This window comes from Kribbella orskensis, assembly GCF_004342085.1.
GTDB classification, from domain to species: domain Bacteria; phylum Actinomycetota; class Actinomycetes; order Propionibacteriales; family Kribbellaceae; genus Kribbella; species Kribbella orskensis.
Window position 1 is genome coordinate 14,816 of the sequence record NZ_SLWM01000034.1, and the last position, 20,890, is coordinate 35,705.

At 67.2% G+C, this 20,890-nt stretch carries 17 protein-coding genes; 10 read left to right on the top strand and 7 right to left on the bottom strand.

Annotated elements, in window-relative coordinates; all coding sequences use genetic code 11:
* Nucleotides 1-164: 164 nt before the first annotated feature.
* The 4 genes from EV644_RS40910 (at nt 165) to EV644_RS40925 (ending at nt 4,721) form a co-directional block, all read left to right on the top strand.
* The gene (locus tag EV644_RS40910; RefSeq protein WP_132196571.1) at nt 165-1,121 is read left to right on the top strand and encodes a helix-turn-helix transcriptional regulator; all 957 of its coding nucleotides are present in this window, start codon (nt 165-167) and stop codon (nt 1,119-1,121) included.
* Between the two features lie 269 nt (nt 1,122-1,390).
* Nucleotides 1,391-2,152: a 3-hydroxybutyrate dehydrogenase gene (locus EV644_RS40915; protein ID WP_132196573.1), complete on the top strand. Its 762-nt coding sequence runs from the start codon at nt 1,391-1,393 to the stop codon at nt 2,150-2,152.
* Complete coding sequence (locus EV644_RS40920) at nt 2,137-3,990, top strand: helix-turn-helix domain-containing protein (RefSeq protein WP_132196575.1); 1,854 nt, start codon at nt 2,137-2,139, stop codon at nt 3,988-3,990. The genes EV644_RS40915 and EV644_RS40920 overlap by 16 nt, the downstream gene beginning before the upstream one ends.
* A 185-nt stretch (nt 3,991-4,175) precedes the next feature.
* Nucleotides 4,176-4,721 carry an alpha/beta hydrolase gene (locus tag EV644_RS40925; protein ID WP_158293085.1) on the top strand — a complete coding sequence of 182 codons (546 nt, stop codon included), beginning with the start codon at nt 4,176-4,178 and terminating at the stop codon, nt 4,719-4,721.
* A gap of 13 nt (nt 4,722-4,734) precedes the next feature.
* On the opposite strand, the gene EV644_RS40930 is transcribed toward EV644_RS40925, so the two are convergent.
* From EV644_RS40930 to EV644_RS40955, 6 genes are read right to left on the bottom strand one after another with little or no spacing between them, the layout of a single operon-like run.
* Entirely contained in the window at nt 4,735-5,580 is an 846-nt protein-coding gene (locus EV644_RS40930) for an ornithine cyclodeaminase family protein (protein ID WP_132196579.1), read from the bottom strand.
* A 1-nt stretch (nt 5,581) separates the two neighbouring features.
* A complete protein-coding gene (locus EV644_RS40935) occupies nt 5,582-6,643 on the bottom strand; it encodes a branched-chain amino acid ABC transporter permease (RefSeq protein WP_132196581.1) in 1,062 nt (353 codons plus the stop codon).
* Nucleotides 6,640-7,512: a branched-chain amino acid ABC transporter permease gene (locus tag EV644_RS40940; RefSeq protein ID WP_132196583.1), complete on the bottom strand. Its 873-nt coding sequence runs from the start codon at nt 7,510-7,512 to the stop codon at nt 6,640-6,642. The genes EV644_RS40935 and EV644_RS40940 overlap by 4 nt, the downstream gene beginning before the upstream one ends.
* Nucleotides 7,509-8,771 (bottom strand): ABC transporter substrate-binding protein, encoded by a 1,263-nt coding sequence (locus tag EV644_RS40945; protein WP_132196585.1) that lies wholly within the window; start codon nt 8,769-8,771, stop codon nt 7,509-7,511. The genes EV644_RS40940 and EV644_RS40945 overlap by 4 nt, the downstream gene beginning before the upstream one ends.
* A gap of 24 nt (nt 8,772-8,795) precedes the next feature.
* A complete protein-coding gene (locus tag EV644_RS40950; protein ID WP_241999388.1) occupies nt 8,796-9,497 on the bottom strand; it encodes an ABC transporter ATP-binding protein in 702 nt (233 codons plus the stop codon).
* A complete protein-coding gene (locus tag EV644_RS40955; RefSeq protein WP_132196587.1) occupies nt 9,481-10,263 on the bottom strand; it encodes an ABC transporter ATP-binding protein in 783 nt (260 codons plus the stop codon). Before EV644_RS40955 ends, EV644_RS40950 begins: the two co-directional genes overlap by 17 nt.
* A gap of 253 nt (nt 10,264-10,516) precedes the next feature.
* Here EV644_RS40955 and EV644_RS40960 point away from each other — a divergent pair, with 253 nt between their 5' ends.
* Entirely contained in the window at nt 10,517-10,828 is a 312-nt protein-coding gene (locus EV644_RS40960) for an antibiotic biosynthesis monooxygenase family protein (RefSeq protein WP_132196589.1), read from the top strand.
* A 50-nt stretch (nt 10,829-10,878) separates the two neighbouring features.
* Here the strand turns inward: EV644_RS40960 and EV644_RS40965 are convergent, their stop codons facing one another.
* Nucleotides 10,879-12,027: an epoxide hydrolase family protein gene (locus EV644_RS40965; protein WP_132196591.1), complete on the bottom strand. Its 1,149-nt coding sequence runs from the start codon at nt 12,025-12,027 to the stop codon at nt 10,879-10,881.
* Nucleotides 12,028-12,087: 60 nt separating this feature from the next.
* Here EV644_RS40965 and EV644_RS40970 point away from each other — a divergent pair, with 60 nt between their 5' ends.
* The 5 genes from EV644_RS40970 to EV644_RS40995 all read left to right on the top strand — a co-directional run bounded on the left by EV644_RS40970 (nt 12,088) and on the right by EV644_RS40995 (nt 20,888).
* On the top strand, nt 12,088-13,059 hold the full coding sequence (locus EV644_RS40970; RefSeq protein WP_132196593.1) for a helix-turn-helix transcriptional regulator: 972 nt from the start codon (nt 12,088-12,090) through the stop codon (nt 13,057-13,059).
* Between the two features lie 285 nt (nt 13,060-13,344).
* Entirely contained in the window at nt 13,345-14,190 is an 846-nt protein-coding gene (locus EV644_RS40980; protein ID WP_132196595.1) for an SAM-dependent methyltransferase, read from the top strand.
* Between the two features lie 146 nt (nt 14,191-14,336).
* Nucleotides 14,337-17,945 carry an AAA family ATPase gene (locus EV644_RS40985; RefSeq protein WP_158293086.1) on the top strand — a complete coding sequence of 1,203 codons (3,609 nt, stop codon included), beginning with the start codon at nt 14,337-14,339 and terminating at the stop codon, nt 17,943-17,945.
* 156 nt (nt 17,946-18,101) lie between these two features.
* Entirely contained in the window at nt 18,102-19,694 is a 1,593-nt protein-coding gene (locus tag EV644_RS40990) for an acyl--CoA ligase family protein (protein WP_132196599.1), read from the top strand.
* A 309-nt stretch (nt 19,695-20,003) separates the two neighbouring features.
* Nucleotides 20,004-20,888 (top strand): FAD binding domain-containing protein, encoded by an 885-nt coding sequence (locus tag EV644_RS40995; RefSeq protein WP_132196601.1) that lies wholly within the window; start codon nt 20,004-20,006, stop codon nt 20,886-20,888.
* Nucleotides 20,889-20,890 lie beyond the last annotated feature (2 nt).

The window sequence follows — 20,890 nt, forward strand, 5'->3', positions numbered from 1 at the left end:
CGCGCGATCCGTCGAGAGGCGTGCTGAGGTTTCCTCAGCGGTCGAGGACGCGTGCGTTGAGTTCTGACAACCGGCGGCATGCATGCTGGGACGCCCGTGCTTTCTAGCAGCCTCATCAGTGATAGCGGAAGGTTCTTGGCCGCGATTGAGGGCATCCTGGGGGGATGTTGGAGACGTCGGCGCGGTTGCTTCGCTTGTTGTCGTTGTTGCAGGGGCGGCGGGACTGGGGTGGGCCGGAATTGGCGGAGCGGCTCGGCGTGTCTACGCGGACGCTCAGGGCCGACGTGGAGAAGCTGCGCGCGCTGGGGTATCCGGTGGAGGCTCGGCCTGGGGTGGCGGGTGGGTATCGGTTGGGGGCCGGGGGGCAGATGCCGCCGTTGTTGTTGGATGACGAGGAAGCGGTGGCTGTGGCGGTCGGGTTGGGGGCTGCGGCGGGTGGGGGTGTGACGGGGATTCAGGAGACGTCTGTCAGGGCGTTGGTGAAGTTGGAGCAGGTGTTGCCGGCTCGGCTTCGGCATCGGGTGCGGAGTCTGCAGGCGGCGACGCTGACTGTGCCAGGATCCGGGCCGACTGTGGATGCTGAGGTGTTGACGGCGGTTGCGGGGGCGATCAGGGCTAGTGAGCGGTTGCGGTTCGACTATCTGAAGAGGGATGGGGAGGGAAGCGCCCGAACTACGGAGCCGCATCGGCTGGTGGCGTGGGGGCGGCGGTGGTACTTGGTGGCGTGGGATGTGGAGCGGGGGGACTGGCGGACGTTCCGGGTGGATCGGGTGGTGCCTCGTACGCCGACTGGGCCGCGGTTCGTGCCCCGGGAGCTCGATGAGGAGAGCGTGAAGGAGTTCGTGCAGCGGACAGTGGGAACCGCGTCCTGGCAGTACCGGGCGAAGGTGCGCGTACATGCTTCGGCGGAGTACGTGCAGGGGCGGATGCCGATTCCGATTGATGCGGAAGTCATTGACGACAACACATGTGTGGTGGAGTTTGGGTCGGATGGGCCGCATGAGTTGGCGTTGTGGCTGGGGATGTTGGATGCGGACTTTGAAGTGATTGACGCGCCGGAGTTGGCGGCCGCGGTACGGGCGGTCGGGGATCGGTATCACCGAGCGGCTGGGCCGGCCTAGTTATCTGTCGCGGTCGGGTGCGCTATCGCGATGTTGGTGCGCTGGTGGACGGGGAGACACGGGGGTTGGTCTGCTTGACGTGGCGCCGGATGCCGGGCCGTACCACCCATGTCGCCTGAGGAGGTAGGCGTTGATTCCGGCGGCGACGTCTCTAGGCCTAGTGCCTGCGCTCTGCGCGGCACTGTATGTTCGTGCCGCACACCGGTGTGACCCTCGGTGTGTTCCCAGCGCACGTGTCGGTCTGGGGCGGCGCTGCTTAGCGTCTTGGCATGAGCGATCAGCGACTTGGCGAGCTGGCAGGGCGTTCGGTTGTTGTCACCGGGGGCGCGAGTGGGATCGGTGCAGCCTGCGCGGCAAGGCTCGCCGAGGCGGGGGCCGAGGTGGTCGTTGTCGACCTCGACGGTCCAGGAGCCAAGCAGGTTGCGAACCAGATCGGTGGCTCGGCCATCACTCTGGATCTGTCCGATCTCGGGGCTGTGGACACGCTCGACCTGCGCTGCGACATCTTGATCAACAACGCCGGACTGCAACATATCAGTGCGATCGAGGACTTCTCACCGGAGCGGTTTTCGCACATGCTGCGGGTCATGCTCGAAGCCCCCTTTCGTCTGGTCCGGCAGGTGCTGCCGCAGATGTATGCCAGGAAATGGGGCCGGATCATCAACATCTCGTCCGTCCACGGGCTGCGGGCCTCGCCGTACAAGGCTGCGTACGTCACAGCGAAGCACGGGCTCGAGGGACTGTCCAAGGTGATCGCGTTGGAGGGCGCGGCTCGTGGTGTGACCTCTAACTGCATCAACCCGGCTTACGTTCGTACTCCGCTGGTGGAGCAGCAGATCGCCTCGCAGGCCGTGGCCCATGGGATCGAGCCCGACGAGGTGCTCGAGCAGATCATGCTGGCGCCCTTGGCGAAAAAGCAGCTGATCGAGCCGTCGCAGGTGGCCGAGTTCGCTGCCTACCTGTGCAGCCCGTACGCCGACGTGATGACCGGCAGCTCTTTCGTGATGGACGGAGGGTGGACAGCACGCTAGACGACACGCCTTTCCTCAGCCTGCTAGCTCGCGACGCCTCAGCCGAGGAGTACGACGAGCCGTTGCGTACTGCGGTCGCCGAGGGCGCGAGCGAGAACGAGCTCCGGATCCTCGAACAGTCCAAGGCACTCGCGCTGAGAGTGCGTCGTGCGCTGGAGCACCGGCGTCGTCGCGAGATCGAGCTCGAGGCGTTGTTCGAGACAGCAGGAGATCTCGCCGGCCTGCAGGACGTGGACGCTGTGCTGCAGGCGATCGTGCGTCGTGCCCGAACCCTGCTGCACACCGATGTCGCTTATCTGACGCTGATCGATCCCGACCGCGGTGACACCTACATGCGGGCGACCGCCGGCGCCGTTTCCGCGAGCTTCCGGCGGGTCCGGCTGGCGATGGGTGCGGGACTGGGTGGTCTCGTCGCCGACACGTCGACGCCGTACGCCACCGACGACTACTTCGCCGACCAGCGGTTCGAGCATGTCGTCGATGTCGACAGTGCTGTTTCCGATGAGGGTCTCGTCGCGATTCTCGGGGTACCGCTACTGCTCGGACCGCAGGTTCTCGGGGTCCTGTTCGCGGCAGACCGGAGCAGGCGGCCGTTCGGACGCGACGAGATCTCGCTGCTGTGTTCGCTGGCAGCACACGCCGCGATCTCGATCGACGGAGCACGGCTGCTGGAGGAGGCTCGCGCCGCGGTTCGGGAGCTTGATGCGGCAAACAAGCTGGTCCGGCAGCACAGCGCGGCAGTGGAAAGAGCCGCCGAAGCGCACGACCGGTTCGCCGATCTCGCGCTCCGCGGAGGCGGGGTCGATGAGGTGGCCAAGGCGGTGACCGAGGTGCTCGGTGGCGACCTCACGGTGTTGGATCCGGAGGAAGCAGAGGTGCCGGCGGGGTGGCGGGAGGCGATCGCGGCATCGCGGGGCGAGGGCAGAGCGGTCTGTCGCGGGGGCACCTGGTTCGCTGCCGTGGTGGCAGGTTCGGAGGCGTTCGGAGCGCTGGTACTACGAGGTCGGGCCGACCTGGAGGACGCCGACCAGAGAGTGCTGGAACGCGCGGCGCTGGTGACCGCGCTGCTCCAGCTGATGAACCGGACTGCGATGGAGACCGAGAACCGGGTCCGCGGCGAGCTGATCTCCGATCTGGTGACGAACGGCGAGCGCGCCGGTGACGGGCTGCGAGAGCGCGCTCGGCAGGTCGGATTCGATCTGGATGGCGAGTTCGCGGTCGTGGTCGCACAGACCGATCGCGAACGCGCCCACCGGCTGGCCTTCGCGGCCAGCCACCTTGCCGCACAGAGTGACGGAATCGCCGGGCTGCACCAGGACCGCGCAGTACTGCTACTGCCTGGCGAGGAGGCGGGGGCGGCCGCACGGCGGATGGCCAAGGAGTTGGCGGTTGCCATCGGCCAGCCGGTGACAGCCGGGGCAGCGGGACCGGTATCGAGCCCGGAACGTGTTCCGGGCTCCTATGCCGAGTCGGTGCGCTGCCTGGAGGCGCTGACGGCTCTGGGACGGCACGGGGATGGAACGAGCAGCCGTGAGCTCGGCTTCATCGGAGTACTGCTTGGCGAGTCGCGTGGCGTTGAAGGGTTCGTCAATGCGGTGCTTGGTCCGGTTCTCGAGTACGACGAACGCCGTGGCACCGGGCTGCTCCAAACCCTGGAGACGTACTTCGCCAACGGGGGCAACCTCACCCGTGCCAAGGACGATCTCCACGTGCACGTGAACACCGTTGCCCAGCGCCTCGATCGGGTGTCGCAATTGCTCGGCAGCGACTGGCAGGACGCCGAGCCTGCGCTGGAGATCCAGCTAGCACTGCGGCTACACCGCCTGGTGCGTTCGTAAAGGTCGGTTTTGCGGCCCGTTGGTCGCTCCATATTAAGGGCCATGTCGCACCGGTCCCGCCGTCGCCGCTGCCCGAGGTCGGCGCCACCTGCCTGGAGCCATCCGATCGGGCACGACGCGTCATCATTCCGGGTAGTGCCGGCGCGAAGCTCACCGCTGCGTTGCTGGGTCAAGGGCGACATGGCGTGGTGCTCGTCCACCAATCAGACGGGGACGTGTGCCAATGGCTGCCGTATGCCCGCGAACTCGTGCGGGCCGGCTACCTCGTTCTCGACCTCGACCTGAGGACATCCGGCTACGCGCAGTACGAAGGCGTGCAGCCGAGCCCGCTCGGTCTGTACGTCTCGGCGGCCGCAGGCTATCTGCGCAAGCAGGGTGCAGCCAAGGTCGTCCTGGTCGGTGCCTCGATGGGCGGGACCGCGTCGCTGGCCGCTGCGGCGATCACCACACCGCGAGTCGATGCAGTGGTGAGCCTGTCGGCCCCGGCGGAGTACGCCGGCATCGACGCCCGTACTGCGGCGGGTCTGCTGCGCGTGCCGGTGCTCTATGGGGTGGCAGCAGACGACAAGGACTTCGCCGATGCCAGCAGGCTCTTGCATGCGGCAACCAAATCGTCGAAGTCGCTCCACATCGTGCCGGGTGCCCTGCATGGTGTCGCCCTCCTTGCGCAGGACGGCGACGCGACGATACGGCGCACGGTCGGCGCATTCGTCAACACGCACCTGCGGTAGTGTCGCCAAGGGTTCAGCCGTCGACAAGTCCGGCGTTGCGCGCGGCCAAGGTCGCAACCACCAAGTCCTCGACGCCGGTCCCGACTGACAGGAAGATCGTGAGTTCGTCGTTGCGCAGAACCTCGCCCCGAGCGAGTGCGACCAGGTCGTCGACGACCTGCGCCCGACCCAGCAGCACCTCGCCGACCTCCCGCTGGTAGGACCCCACGGCGTTGATGTGCGTGCCAGGAGACACCTTCTCGGAGATCAGCACCGGCTCCGGGCTCGACGTACAGGTGCAGATCAGGTCCGCGCTGGACGCGTCCGCCGCGCTCGCTGCGACCGCCGGGTGGCCCTCGCCTCGCAGCATGGCGACGAATCGTTCGGTCGCCTCCGGTTCGCGTCCTACGACGTCGATCTGCTCCAAGGAGGGGCGGATCCAGCGCATCGCGCGGACGTGCTCGCGGGCCTGCACGCCAGTACCGAAGACTGCCAGGCGGCGTACGTCGTGACGCGCGAGGGCATCCGTGACGAGGGCCGAGACAGCCGGCGTACGACGTGCCGTCAGCGCGGCGCCGTCCAGAGTCGCTACGACAGCTCCTCCGTCACCGAAGAGGACGTACAACCCTTGGTGCCCGGAGGATCGGACGGTCATCGCGTTCACCCCGGCGAACCGGCCGACGACCGCGGGCATCACCAGGAGGTTGCCAGAACCGAGGCCGGAGCCAGACGCCGAGCCAGAGTCATTGCTAAGGGCAACAAACTGGGAAGGCGCGATCGATGGACCGGTGGCGAAGGTCTTTCGCAGTTCGGCGACCACTTCCTCGAAAGGCGCGAGCCGGTAGATCCGGCCCGCGTCGAGATGCGGCGGAGCGTTCATGTCAGGGCTTCTGCGCTATGGCCGGTTCCTGCTCGGCCACAGCCGGCGCCGTACCGCTGAGGTGCGGCTCCGCATCCGGAACGTGGCGCCGCCGCCGCACCAGGTGCGCAACGGTTCCCCAGACCCCCCGCCGGAAGAGCAGCACGACGCCCACGAAGATGAGCCCGGTGATGAGGCCCGGGCCGGTGATGTTCAGTGGGCCGATGTGGATGCCCGAGGTCGCGACGTAGTCCTCCACCTGCACGATCAGAGCCGCGCCGATCACGCTGCCCCACAACGTCCCGATACCACCGAGCACTGTCATGATCACGACCTTGCCGGACGTCGTCCAGTACACCTCCTGCAGGGAGGCGAACCCGTGGCTGATGGCATACAGCCCACCAGCGAGCCCGGACAAACCCGCGGAGATGACGAAGATCATCACCTTGTACCGGTCGACCGGGAACCCCAGAGAGCGCGACCTGGCCGGGTTCTCACGGATCGCGACGAGCACCCGGCCGAAGGGGGAGTGGACCACCCGCCACGCGATGAGTAGTCCGATCAACGCGATCGGCAGCCCGGCGTAATAGAAGTAGAACGGGTCCGACAGATCCAGCCCGAACAGGTTCTTCGGGATCCCCTGCAGCCCGTTCTCCCCGCCGGTAAGGCCGCGCCACTGGTTCGCGACGTAGTACACCATCTGTGCGAACGCGAGAGTCACCATCGCGAAGTAGATGCCGGTACGCCGTACTGCGAGCAGCGCGATCGGCACCGCCAGCACCATCGCCACCACGGCCGCACCAGCCACCGCGAGGGGGAAAGGCGCGCCGGTCTTGATGGCGATCGTACCGGCCGCGTACGCCGCGGTGCCCCAGAATGCCGCATGACCGAACGAAAGCAGCCCGGTGAATCCGAGCAGCAGGTCGAGCGCCACGGCGAACAGCGCCCAGGCAACGATGTCCATCGCCACCGGCGGGTAGATGAGCCAGGGCAGCGCGAGCGCGATCAGCAGTCCGCCGAGTACCGCGACCAATCGCCACAGACGAGGCATCGCCCCCAGCTTGCGGAACACCAGCGCCGTCATACCGCGGTCTCCTCACGGCCGAACAGCCCAGCCGGCCGCCACAGCAGCACGACGGCCATCAGGATGAAGACCGACGTGGTCGCCAGTCCGGGGACATACACGTTGCCGAGCGCCTGCAGCATGCCGATCAGGAACCCGGCGGCGACCGAGCCGAAGATCGAGCCGAGTCCGCCGATCACCACGACCGCGAACACAAGGATGATCAGGTCTGCCCCCATCAGCGGGCTGACCGCCCGCATCGGGGCAGCCAGTACGCCGGAGAGCGCGGCCAGGGCGATCCCGAACCCGAAGACCGGCGAGACCCACCGGCCGACATCGATGCCGAGAGCCCGGGTCAGCTCCGGTCGCTCGGTGGCTGCGCGGATGATCATCCCGACCCGAGTACGGGCCAGGAGCAACCAAGCACCGATGGAGACGAGTACGGAGAACACCAGCACGAACACCTGGTACGCCGGGAAGTCGAACAGCCCGAGGTCGACCGTGCCGCGGAGGCCGGCTGGTTGCGGATAGGGCTGCGGCTGCGAGCCGTACTTCATCCGCATCAGATCCTGGAAGATCAGCGTCAGGCCGAACGTCAGCAGGAAGTTGTACAGCGGGTCCAGCGCGATCAAGCGGCGTACGAGCAATCGCTCCAACCCCATCCCGAACAGGCCGAGCACCACTGGAACGATCACCAGGGCGAGCCAGAAGTTCACGCCGGCCTCGTTGAGCAGGATGAACGCGCCGAACGCACCGAGCATGTAGAACGCGCCATGGGCGAAGTTGACCACGCCGAGCATCCCGAAGATGATGGCCAACCCGAGTGCCAGCAGTGCGTAGAAGCTGCCGTTGACGAGTCCGTTGAAGGCGTGTTGAAGCAGATCGGTCATCCCTGGCCCATCTTGCAGGTGCTCTCGGACACCGGCTTGAATGCCTTGTCCGCGGGAATGGTGGTCACGATCTTCTCGTAGTCGTAGTCCTCCTTGACGTCGCTCTTCGGCTTCACCTCGGCGAGGTAGACGTCATGGATGACGCGGTGGTCCTCGGCCCGGATCTTGCCGTTGCGCAGGAAGAAGTCGTTGATCTCCTTGCCTTCCAGGTTCTTCACCACGTCGTCCGACGCGTCGGTGCCGGCAGCCTGGACGGCCTCGAGGTAGTTCATCGCGGCCGAGTAGTTGCCCGCGTGAGCGAACGACGGCCGGGAGCCGGTCTTCTCCTTGAACTTGTCGGCCCACTCGCGGTTCTGCTGGTCGAAGTTCCAGTACCACGCGTCGGTGAACCGGGTGCCCGCCAGTGCGTCCGGCCCGAGCGAGTGGATGTCGGTGATGAACATCAGGCCGACCGACAGTCCGACGCCCTTGTCCTTGAGCTTGAACTGGTTGTACTGCTTCACCAGGTTCACCAGTTCACCGCCCGCGTGCATGGTGCCCAGTACGTCGGGCTTCGCGGCCGGCGCCTGCAGCAGCTGCGACGAGAAGTCGCCGCTGGTGTTCGGGAACTCCGAGGACTTCTTGCCGACGACCTTGCCGCCGGCCTTCTCGATCGCCGTGGAGAAGCTCTTCTCCATGTCCTGCCCGAACGCGTAGTCGGGGTAGACGATGTACCAGCTCTTCGCGCCGGCCTCGGTCACGGTCGTTCCGGTCCCGTTCGCGAGCATGTAGGTGTCGTACGCGTAGTGGAAGGTGTACTTGTTGCACTTGTCACCGGTCAGCGCGGTCGTCGCCGCGGTGATGTTGAAGTACAGCTTCTTCTTCGCCGCGGCCTGCCCGGCGACGGCGAGCGCGGCCGACGAGGTTGGTACGTCGAAGATGGCGTCGGCCTTCTGCCGGTCGTACATCTCCTGCGCCTTGGTGTTGGCCACCTCGGGCTTGTTCTGGTGGTCCGCGACGATCACCTCGATGTTCTTGCTGACGGCATCGTCGCCGTGTTTGGCCTTGAAGTCGTCGACGGCCATCTGCACCGCCTTGACGGCGTTCGGCCCGGACAACTCGCTGTAGATGCCGGTCTGGTCGTTGATGACGCCCAGCACGATCTTGTCGTCGCTGATCTTCCCGCCGTCACCGGATGGGCCGCCCGCTCCGCCGCCACAGGCCGCCAGCAGCGAGACGACCGCCAGGGTCGAGATCGCCGGGATGAGGTTTCGTCGCATCAGTTCTCCTCGAATGGTGGTCAGTCAGATGCCGAGGTACTCGAGCAGCTCGTGCTCGCGTTCCTTGACCTCGGCGTTGTCCAGCGTCTGCGCGACCCGGCCTTGGGCGAGCAGGTAGTGGCGGTCGGCAACGGTCGAGGCGAACCGGACGTTCTGCTCGACGAGCAGCACCGTCACCCCCGACGCCTTGACTTCGCGCAGGATGTCTCCGATCTGGCGCACCAGCACCGGGGAGAGACCTTCCGTCGGCTCGTCGCACAGGAGTAGGCGCGCGCCCATCCGCAGTACGCGGGCAATGGCGAGCATCTGCTGCTCACCGCCGGACAGCTTGGTGCCGGGGAACCTGCGCCGTTCCTTCAACACCGGGAACGACTCGTAGACGCGGTCCATCGTCCAGGCGCTGTCGCCGACTCCGGGTGGCAGGCTGAGATTCTCCTCGACGCTCAGGCCGGCGAAGATCCCGCGGTCGTCGGGCACGAATCCGAGTCCTCGGCGGGCTCGCTTGTGGACCGGCAGGCCGGTGATGTCGTCGCCGTCCAGGGCGACGGTGCCTGCTGACGGCCGGTGCAGTCCCATCAAGCAGCGCAGCAGCGTGGTCTTCCCGGCGCCGTTGCGGCCGACCAGCGTGACCACCTCTCCGGCGGCCACGTCGAGCGATACGTTCCGGAGCACCTGCGCCTCGCCGTACGAGGCATTGATGCCCTGCACGCTAAGCAGCGGACTCACCGCCCAGGTAGGCCTCGATCACCCGTGGGTCGCTTCGTACTTCGTCATACGTGCCCTCGGTCAGGATCCGGCCGAACTGCAGCACAGTGACCCGGTCGGCGAGACCCGCGACGACGCTCATGTTGTGCTCCACGAGCACGACCGTGCGATCCGTACGGATCCGCTTGACGAGCTCAACTGTTCGCTCGACGTCTTCCATCCCCATCCCGGCTGTCGGCTCGTCGAGTAGCAACACCGTTGGATCGAGTGCGAGCGCGAGGGCGAGCTCGAGTGCGCGCTTCTGCCCGTAGGCGAGGGCTCCAGCCGGTACGTCGCGCTGCCTGGCGAGTCCGACCTCGTCGAGCAGTTCGCCGGCGCGGTCCCGGAACCTGTCCAGCACCCGGTCGGACACCCAGAACCGGTGGCCGAGCTTCGTCGTGCCCATCAGGGCAAGCTCGACATGCTCCTGCAGGGTCAACTGCTCGAACAGGTTGGTGATCTGGAATGAGCGAGCCACCCCGAGCCTCGCGATGCGTTCCGGTGACGAGCCGGTGATGTCGCGGCCGTTCAGCCTGATCTGGCCGCCGCTCGGCTTGAGGAAGCCGGTCAGCAGGTTGAACAAGGTCGTCTTGCCCGCGCCGTTCGGCCCGACCAGCGCGTGCACGTCGCCTCCGGAGACGGTGAGATCGACCCCGCCGACCGCGGTGAAGCCGCGGAAGCTCTTGCTCAGTCCGGTGGTCTCGATCACCGCCCCGGAGTCAGGTCCGGGTGCGTTGCTTGGATCCATGGGTGGAACCTAGGTGCGCACTGAACGGCGTTCCATGTCGTCGACACACACACTGCTCGCGCAAGTGGTGTGGCGGCTGCACAGGCAGTAGTCCAGATCTAGTCCGCCGCTCGCGGCGTGAGGTGGTGCGGCAGGGCTCGGGTCCCGACATCTGCCTGTCATTCGGTACGGGTGGTCTGTTCGGGGCCTTCCGAGTTCACAATGAGAAATCGGACGGTGCTCAGCCGGACCGCACTCGTTGAAGGAGGGCCGCATGATTGCTCGTGTCTGGAGGACGGGGATTGATCCGGAGAGGGCGGCGGAGTATGACGTGTTTGCGGCTGAGCGGTCGTTGCCCATGTTTCGGCGGCAGGATGGGATTCGGGCGGTGTTCTTTGTCCGGACTGCTACGGGCCGGGCGGTGATCTCGGTTTGGCGGGATCTGGCGGCGGTTGAGGCGCTGGGACAGTCGTCGGACTATCTGGAGACTGTTGAGGCGATTCGGGCTGCTGATTTTCTGAGGCCGCCGTGGACGGTTGAGTTGCTGCCGGTTGATAGCGCTTGGCTGGCGCCGGATCTTGTCTAGACAGCCTGGCGGGGCGTCTCGGTGGAGACGCCCCGCGGTGGTAGTCGGGGTCAGGAGGCGCGGAGGCCGGCGAAGAAGGTGCGGAGGTCGGTTACCACCTCGTCGGGGCGTTCGAGGGTGGCGAAGTGGCCGCCGTCCTTGAAGTTGCTCCAGTGGACGATGTTGGTGTTGTCGCGTTCGGCGAGCGAGCGGATCGTCTTGAAGTCGTCGGCGAAGACGGCGACACCGGTGGGCGCCGAGTTGATGGCCGGCTCGGTGCCGGCGTGGGCCTCCTCGTAGTGGTAGCGGCCGGCGGTGGCTGAGGTGTTGGTGAACCAGTAGAGCGAGACCTCGGTCAGGATCTGGTCGCGGGAGACGAGGCTGGTGCCGTCGCCGAAGTTGTTGAAGAGTTCGTTCCAGGCGAGTTGGCCGACCGGGGAGTCGGAGATACCGACGGCAACGGTCTGCGGGCGGGTCGCGTTGATCGCGTTGTAGCCGCCGACCGACTGGAACCACTTCAGGTGCTCGAGCGCCGCGTAGTCCTCAGGCGAGAACTTCTCGAACTCACTCGGGTCGCCCGACGGGAACGAGAACAGCTGGAGGACGTGCAGGCCGAGGTATCCGGGAGGGTTCAGCAGGCCGAGCTCGCGGGAGATCATGGCGCCGGCGTCGCTGCCGTGCGACCCGTACGACGAGTAGCCGAGGCGGCGCATCAACGTGTCGAAGGTGCGGGCGACCCGGGCCATGGTCCAGCCGCGCTCGACGAGCGGAGTACTGAAGCCGAACCCGGGGATCGAGGGGATCACGACCGAGAAGGCGTCCGAGGCCTTGCCGCCGTGCGCGACCGGATCCGTGAGCGGGCCGATCAGGTCGAGGAAGTCGACGAACGAGCCCGGGTAGGGGTGGATCAGCAGCAGCGGGGTGGCGTCCGCCTCGACCGACGGTACGTGGATGAAGTGCACGTTCTGGCCGTCGATCTCGGTCAGGTAGTGCGGGAACTCGTTCATCCGCGCCACCTGCGCTCGCCAGTCGAACCCGGTCTGCCAGTGGTCGACCATCTCGCGGAGGTAGTGGTTCGGAGTACCGAGCTCCCAGTCGTCGCCCGGGGCCGGCTCCGGGAGGCGGGTGTTGGCGAGGCGGGCGAGCAGGTCGTCCAGGTCAGCCTGGGCGACATCGACGCGGAAGGGGTGGATCTCTGCGGGGGAGCTGTTGTTGTCCATGGCTTCACCGTAGGAGCCATATAGGAACGTTAGATTCCCAATTGTGAGACTATTTTCCGTATGCGCGAAACCTCGTCTCGGTTGCTCTCTCTGCTGGCCCTGATGCAGTCGCGGCCGGCCTGGCCCGGGTCCGAGCTGGCCGAGCGGTTGGGGGTGTCCACGAGGACCATCCGCAACGACATCGACCGGCTGCGGGAGCTCGGCTATCCCGTGGATGCGATGCGGGGTGCGGCCGGGTACTACCAGCTGGGCGTGGGGGCGAAGTTGCCGCCGCTGTTGCTGGACGACGAGGAAGCGGTTGCTGTTGCTGTCGGGCTGCGTACGGGCGCGGGGGTCAGCGGGATGGAGGAGAGCAGCGCTCGCGCGTTGGCGAAGCTCGAGCAGGTGCTGCCGCATCGCCTGCGCCGCCAGGTGAACGCGATCCACACGACGCTTTCGAAAGGCCCGGACAACACCGGGTCGAACGTGAAGGATCCCGAGGTGGATCCGGTGGTCGTCACGACGATCGCGGCAGCGATTCGCGATGAGCACTACCTGCGCTTCGACTACGCCGTACCGGACTCAGAGAGCGCTCCCGCGTTTCCGATCCTGGTCGAGCCGTATCGGTTGGTGAGCTGGCAGCGCTACTGGTATCTGGTCGCGCGGGACGAGTCGGGCGAGTGGCACACGTATCGCGTCGACTGGATGGACCTGCGGATGGCGACCGGCCGCCGGTACAAGCCGCGGCCGATGCCGGAGGACGACTACATGGATTTCGTACTGCGTGACGTCGCGTCCACCGGGTGGAAAGTCCATGCCAGGATCACCGTGTTCGCCTCGGCCGACGAGGTACTCTCCCGAATCCACGCAGCCGTGGGCATCGTCGAATCCGTCGACGAGAACACCTGCCTCCTCATCACCGGCGCCGAGTCCCTCGAGGTAGTTGCCGTGTACATCGGAATGCTGGGGCTCGACTTCCACGTCACTGCTCCGCCCGCGCTGGTAGAACACCTCAAGATCATCGGAGAGCGCTATCTCCGCTCGATCGAGTGAGCTCGGTCGGCTTCGTCCGACGCCCGCTCAATCCACTCGAGTTGTTCGTCACTCGGGGCAGTCCCAAACTCGAAAGGACTACCCCGCGCCACTGGTTCGCGACGTAGTACACCATTTGTGCGAACGCGAGAGTCACCATCGCGAAGTAGATGCCGGCACGCCGTACTGCGACCAGCGCGATCGCCGCCGGCACCATCGCCACCGTACTCACGCGTTTGGCTGTGCGGAGGTCCGCCGGGCCGCTACGATCGGGGCTCGATCCCCGGTCTCGAGGAGGCAGCCAGGATGACGCAGGAGAGCGTGTCGCCGGACAGCGACCCCGTCGGCGTAACCACCCCGAACACCGCCCGCGTGTGGGACTACCAGCTGGGCGGGAAGGACAACTTCGCGATAGACCGCCAGGTCGCCGACCAGATCAACTCGGCTATGCGCGAGATGGGGGTTCCGGACGGCCATGTGGTCGGCGCGGAGAACCGCGCCTTCCTCCACCGGGCGGTCACGTACCTGGCCGCGGAGGCCGGCGTGAGCCAATTTCTTGACCTCGGCGCCGGTCTGCCCACGATGGCCAACACGCACCACATCGCTCAGCGAGTCAACCCGCAGGCTCGCGTGGTCTACGTGGATCTGGACCCGGTGGTGTCGGTCCATGCCAACGCGCTGCTCGCCGAAGACGCCCGCGCGCTCCCGGTCCGGGCCGACCTGCGAGACCCCGACCAGGTACTGGGCAACCCGGTGGTGCGGGACTTCCTCGACTTCGACAAGCCCATCGCGGTGATGTGCATCGCCCTGCTGCACTGCCTGGCCGATGAGGAGGACCCGTTCGGGGTGGTGCGGCGGTTCCGGGACGCGGTCGCTCCGGGCAGCTACCTCGCGGTGAGCCAGCTCACCACCGAGGATCACCCCAAGGAGGCGGCCCGGCTGCATCAGCTGAGTCTCGATGTGGGCATGTCCACTCCGCTCGTCCCGCGCCCGCGCGCAGCCATCGAGCGGTTCTTCGACGGCTTCAAGCTGGTCGAACCCGGCCTGGCCTTCATCAACGAGTGGCGCCCGTCGGAGGTCGACGTGGAGGTAGGAGAGGCGCAGCGGGCCGGCGCTCGCTGGTTCCTCGCGGGGGTCGGCCGCAAGGACTGAGCCCGCCCGGTCAGTACGCCACTTCGACCGGGTCGGGGACCTGCAGGTCAGCCGCGGTGCCCGACCCAACCAGGGCGCGAGGCGGGTAGGATTGCTTCGAGGTTAGAGGTGTACGGCACCGAAGGCGTTGTCGACGAAGGATGGCCATGTCCGCCGAGGGGCCTGGGAGCTTCGGGGCGTTGCTGCGTCGGTACCGCATTGCGGCGGGGCTGACGCAGGAGGCGTTGGCGGATCGGGCCGGTCTGAGCGTGCGCGGGATCGCCGATCTTGAGCGGGGCGTGCGGCGGTTTCCCCACTTCCACACGCTGCGGTGCCTCGCGGAGGCGCTCGAGCTCGCACCGGACGACCGAGTGTTGCTCGTCGCCGCCGGCAAGCGGCAGCCGAGATCCGTCGAGCCTGCGGCCGAGGTGGGGGGCTGGCGTTGTGGGCGCTGTGAGCACAAGAACATCTCCGAGGCCCGCTTCTGCGTCGAGTGTGGCTTTGCGCGAGGAGTGGCGTGCCCGGCATGTGGCATCGTCGGCGATCCGGCTGATCGTTTCTGCAGTGCATGTGGGGCCTCGCGGACGGCCGGGGCGAAGGTGAACATCGACGTCCCCCAGGCTCGCATCGCGGTGGGGTCGACTGCCGAGCGCGTCGCCGCCGCTGAGGGCGAGCACAAGCAGGCCACAGTGCTGTTCTGCCGGCTGGCCGATCCCGCGGCGCTGGTCGGGAGCCTGGGGCATGAGCGGATGCTGAGCTTCCTGGATTCGTTCTTCGAGCAGGCCGTGGTGGAGGTGCGACGCTTCGAGGGCACCGTCAGCAGCTTCTTGAACGACGGGTTCGTGGCCCTGTTCGGTGTGCCGGTGGCGCACGAGGATCATGCCCGGCGGGGAGTGCTCGCAGCGCTTGGGCTGCTGCGAGCCCTCGGCGAACGCTCCCGGGGCATGCTGCGGATCGGTCTTAATACCGGTCTGGTAGCAGTTGCTCGGATAGGCGCCGGGGCTGACCGGCGCGTGACCGCGGTCGGGGAAACGACGACCGTGGCAGGTCTGTTGCAGCAGCAGGCTGAGCCGGGAACGATCGTGATCGGCCCCGCGACCGCGCGATTGGTGACCGGGTACGTGCGGTTGGTGGAACTCGGACGGGTACCGCTACCGGGCATCGACGAGCTGGTGGAGACCTTCCGGGTCACTGGGGTGGGCCCCCGCCGCTCGCCGATCGAGGGGCTCGGGGCGCGCGCCCTGAGCCGGTTTGTCGGGCGCGATCTGGAGTTGAGAACCTTGCATGACGCGCTCGACCAGGTGGCGGTGTCGCCGGAGCTGAGCGCGCGGCGGGCGCTGAGTGAGTTCAACGGCCGTGACGACGAGCTGGCGGCGCTTCACGGGCCGCTGGCCAAGGTCGAGGCCGGCCAGGGCCAGGTGGTGGGCGTCGTCGGAGAGCCCGGGATCGGCAAGTCACGCCTCGTGTATGAGTTCCGGCGCAGCCTCGGCAATCGGCAGGTTTCGTACCTGGAGGGCCGCTGCCTGTCGTATGGCGGCAGCGTCCCGTACCTGCCGATCGTCGATGTGGTGCGCGCTAACTGCGGGATCGTAGAAGCCGATGCGCCCGGCGTGGTAGCCGAGAAGGTCCGCTTCGGCCTCCAGGAGGTTGGCCTGGACGCCGACGGACACGCGCCCTATGTGCTGCATCTGCTCGGTATAGGCGAAGGGGCCCCGGGGCTGAGGCAGCTGAGCGCAGAGGCGATCAAGGCACGGACGTTCGAGACGCTCCGGGCCTGGAGCCTGCACGGCAGCCGGAGACGTCCGCTGATCATCGCGATCGAGGACCTGCACTGGATCGACCGGTCTTCGGAGGAGTATCTGGCCTCGCTGGCAGAGAGCGTGCCGGGAGCGCCCGTCCTGTTGCTGTGCACCTGGCGGCCCGGCTACCGGCCGCCCTGGAGCGAGCACTCATACGTGACCCAGCTCGCGCTGCGCCGCCTCGGCCCGCGGGACAGCCTCAGCGTTGTGCGCTCGGTGCTCGGCGACGACCGGGTGCCCGAGGCGCTTGCGCGGGTGATCTTGCAGCGCGGAGAGGGCAACCCGTTCTTCCTGGAGGAGTTGGCGCGCGCGGCGCTCGAGTACGGCGAAGGAGCCGCTGACACGTTCGTTCCCGACACGATTCAGGGCGTCTTGATGGCGCGCATGGATCGGCTGCCGGAAATGCCGCGGAGGGTGTTGCAGACCGCGTCGGTGCTCGGACGTGAGGTTCCGCTGCGGCTGCTCGAGATGGTCTGCCCGGAGCCGGCCGGGCTCGCCGAGCAACTGCAGGAGCTGCAGAGCCTGGAGTTCGTCTACGAGCAGGCCGGCCCGGAGCGAGGGTTCGTGTTCAAGCACGCGCTTACTCAGGACGTCGCTTACGAGACCTTGCTGGAAGGTCGCCGGCGCGCGCTGCACGCGGCCGCGGGGCGGGCGCTGGAGTCGCTGTACGCCGGGCGGTTGGAGGAGGTCTACGACCGTCTCGCCCATCATTACTCGAAGACGGATGAGGCGCCGAAGGCGATCGAGTACCTGACCCTGTTCGCCGACCGGGCGGCGCGGATGCACGCGCATAGCGATGCCGCGCGGGCGCTCGAGGAAGCGCTCGAGCACGTGGTGCGCCTACCAGCCGGAGAGCAGGACCGGCGCTTGGTCGAACTGGCCCTGCAGCTCAGCGGCTCTCACTACTTCCTGGGTAGATTCCCCGACAGCGTCGAACTACTCGAACGCAACCGCTCGCGGATGGAGCAGCTCGACGATCAGCGACTGGCGGGACGGTTCTTCTTCGAGCTCGCGCACGCGCACAGCCATCTTGGCGACTACCGGCAGGCGGTTGCCTGCTGCAAGCGCGCGATCTCGCACGCCGAGCGCGTAGCCGACTGGGAGACCTGCGGTAAGGCCTGCTACGTGCTGTGCAAGGAGTCGATGTGGGTGTCTCGGTTTGCGGAGGGACTCGAGCACGGCCGCCGCGCGGTCGAGTACCTCGAGCTGACCGGTGAGCGTTGGTGGCTGGGACAGTCGCTGTGTTGGCAGGGCATCAACCGTTACTTCATGGGCCAGCTGGACGAGGCGCTGGAGTGCGCGGCGGGCGGCTTCGCGATCGGCGAGCAACTCGGCGACCATCGCCTGCAGAGCTACGCGGCGTGGAACCGCGCCTGGTTCTCCGCCACGCGTGGTGACGGGCAGGTCGCGATCGACTGGGGCCACCGCAGCATCGAGCTCTCCCCCGACCCGCTCAACAATGCGTTCTCGCTCGGCTGGACTGGATACGCGTACCTCGAGCAAGGCGACGCCGAGCGGGCAATCGCGCTGATGGGGCGGTCGATCGAGCTGCTTGCCGGGATGCGGTACTCGCGGCTCGTCGGCTGGTTCAGAGGCTGGCTAGCCGAGGCCTACCTATTGGCCGGAGACCCGGCTCGGGCGAACGAGGAGGCGAAGCTGGGGCTCCAGACCAGCCTCGACGCCGGGTTCACATGGGCGGTCGGCCTGGCCGAGCGCGCGCGTGGCCATATCGCCCGCGCGGGCGGGGATATGGGTGAGGCGCAGCGCTGGCTAAGCAAGGCGCTGGCCACGTTCGAGAAGACCGAATCGCGATTCGACGCGGCGCGTACGCATTTCGCGCTGGCACGGCTGTCCTCTGAGCAAGGCGATGCCCCGAGCGCCGCGGCGCACCGCGAGGCGGCTCGCCGGTTGCTGACGGCGCTGGGACTGGCGGCCGAGGTCGCCGACCGGCGGTCGGCCAACGCCGCAGGGCAGTAGCCCCTTCGACCCCGCTCGACGCCGGCGTTTGCGTGGGTGATGCGTGGCCGATGCGTGGCCATTTGCGCCTGGGTCGAGCGTCATGCCGACCGTACGTTTTCCGAAACCGGCGCATCATCGAAGCCGCGCCGGCGGCCACGACCATCGGAGCTCGCCATGACTATCACTGCCCCCGCACGACCAGCCACTGAGAAGGTCTACCGGACGGAGCTCTCGCCGGTGTCCTTCCTGCGCCGCAGCGCGTACGTGTTCCCTGACAGAGTCGCTGTGGTCCACGGTGAGTGGCGGATCACTTATCGTGAGCTCGAGGAGCGCGTCAACCGGCTCGCCTCGGCGCTGGTAGCCGAGGGAATCGAGCCGGGCGAGCGGGTGGCATACCTGGCACCGAACATCCCGGCGCTGCTGGAAGCCCACTACGGGGTGCCGGCGGCAGGCGGGGTGCTGGTGGCAATCAACACGCGGCTGAACCGCGACGAGGTTGCTTACATTCTCGAGCACTCCGGAGCCCGGATGGTGTTCGTTGATCATGAGCTCGTTCACCTGGTCGACGGCTCGGACCTCCCGACGATCCGCATCGACGACACCGGAGCGGCGGACGACCCGTACGAGCGGTTCCTCGCGGGCGGGTCGCCCGAGCGCTTCGAGGTGCCGATCGCCGGTGAGGAGCAGACGATCGCGATCAACTACACCTCCGGCACGACGGGACGTCCGAAGGGCGTGATGTACAGCCACCGCGGCGCGTATCTGAACGCCCTGATGGAGGCGCTCGAGTCTCACCTACGCCCTGACTCGGTTCAGCTGTGGGTGGTGCCGATGTTCCACTGCAACGGGTGGTGCTTCACCTGGGCGGTGACCGCGATCGGCGCCCGTCACGTGTGCCTGCGCAAGGTCGACCCGACGTTGATCTGGGAGCTGATCGATCGTGAGGGGATCACCCATTACAACGCGGCGCCCACCGTTCATCTCGGCGTCGTCACTCACCCTGCTGCGCATCGCGTCGAGCGAGGGCTCACGGTGACGATCGGCGGCGCCCCGCCGTCGCCCACGCTGCTGGCGAAGATGGCCGCGCTGAACTTCACACCGGTGCATGTCTACGGCCTGACCGAGACCTACGCCCCGTACACGGTGTGCGAACCGCACCCAGAATGGGAGAGCCTGCCGGATGCCGAGCAAGCGCAGCTGCTCGCCCGTCAGGGCGTGCACAACATCGTTGCTGACCCCATCCGCGTCGTCGACGCGGAGATGAACGACGTGCCACGCGACGGGAAGACGATGGGCGAGGTCTTGATGCGCGGCAACAACGTGATGACGGGCTACTTCGACGATCCCGACGCGACCGCGGTTGCGTTCGCGGGCGGCTGGTTCCACTCAGGTGACATCGGCGTGATGAACCCCGACGGGTACATCGAGATCCGCGACCGCAAGAAGGACATCATCATCTCCGGCGGAGAGAACATCTCGACGATCGAGGTTGAGCACGCCGTTTGCAGCCACCCAGCCGTGCTCGAGTGTGCGGTCATTGCGATCCCCGACGAGAAGTGGGGCGAGCGGCCTAAGGCGTTCGTGAAGCTCGCGGCCGGCCAGGAGGCGACCGAACGGCAGATCATCGACTTCTGCCGCGAGCGCATCGCGCACTTCAAGGCGCCCGCAGCCGTCGAGTTCCGGGACCTACCGAAGACCTCGACCGGCAAGGTCCAGAAGTACGTCTTGCGCGAGCAGGAATGGTCGACGTCGAGGTCGATGACCTGACGCAGACGAGCGACCGGGACCTCTGATGAACGACCTCGATCTCGTACTGCGGGAGGGCGTGGTTCGTACTACGTCTACCCGGGCAACGGATCGACATCGACGGTCAACCCCGCGGGCGCCTGATCGCCCCGGGAGCATCGTGAGCTCCGAATTCACCCTTAACGGCGTCCCAGGGTGGGTGCGCGATCACGTTCGGTGAGATTTGGTGAATCTGTTGGCGACGGACGCGGGAAGTCGTTCACTGTAGGTGAGGTGCGCCGCGGGGGAGACACCACAGAGTGCGGTGTCTTGCGATGTTCGGGGGTCGGTATGGAGTTCCTGACGCCGGTCAGCTGGGACGAGGCACTCGCCGTCAAGGCGGCTCGCCCCGGGGCGCTGCCGCTCGCCGGTGGGACTGATGTGATGGTCGAGCTCAACCTGACTCAGCACCGGCCACCGGCGCTGCTCGACCTGACCCGGATCCCCGAGCTCAGGACCTGGTCGCTCACCGGTGACGGACGCGTCCGGCTCGGCGCCGGCGTGAGCTATCGGCGGGTGATCGACGAGCTGGGCGACGACCTGCCCGGCCTGGCGATGGCAGCCCGGACTGTGGGATCCCCGCAGATCCGCAACCGCGGCACGGTCGGCGGCAACCTCGGCGCAGCCTCTCCGGCCGGTGACAGTCATCCGCCGCTGCTCGCCGTCGGCGCGGAGGTGGAGGTCGCCTCGGTCCGGGGTAGCCGGCTGATCAGAATCGACGAATTCTTCACCGGCGTGAAGCGCAACGCCCTGGAGCCGGACGAACTGATCGCCGCTGTGATCGTGCCGGTGGCGCGTGGACCGCAGCAGTTCAGCAAGATCGGCACCCGCAACGCGATGGTGATCGCGGTCTGTTCCTTCGCGATCGCCCTGGACACTCACCAGCGGAAGGTCGGCACCGGGATCGGGTCGGCAGCCCCGACTCCGCTGCGCGCCCGGGAGGCCGAGGATTTTCTGGCCGGAGTACTGCGGAGGCAGGAGCCGTGGCTCCGGCGCGGACCGTTGCCCGAGCGGGTCGTCGGGCGATTCGCCGAACTCGTCTCCGCGGCCGCGTCGCCGATCGACGATGTCCGGGGCACTGCCGCCTACCGGCGGCACGCGCTGTCGGTGATGGCCCGACGCACCCTGTGCTGGGCCTGGGACGACTACTGGGCGACCGGCCAGGCCGCGGCGTGAGG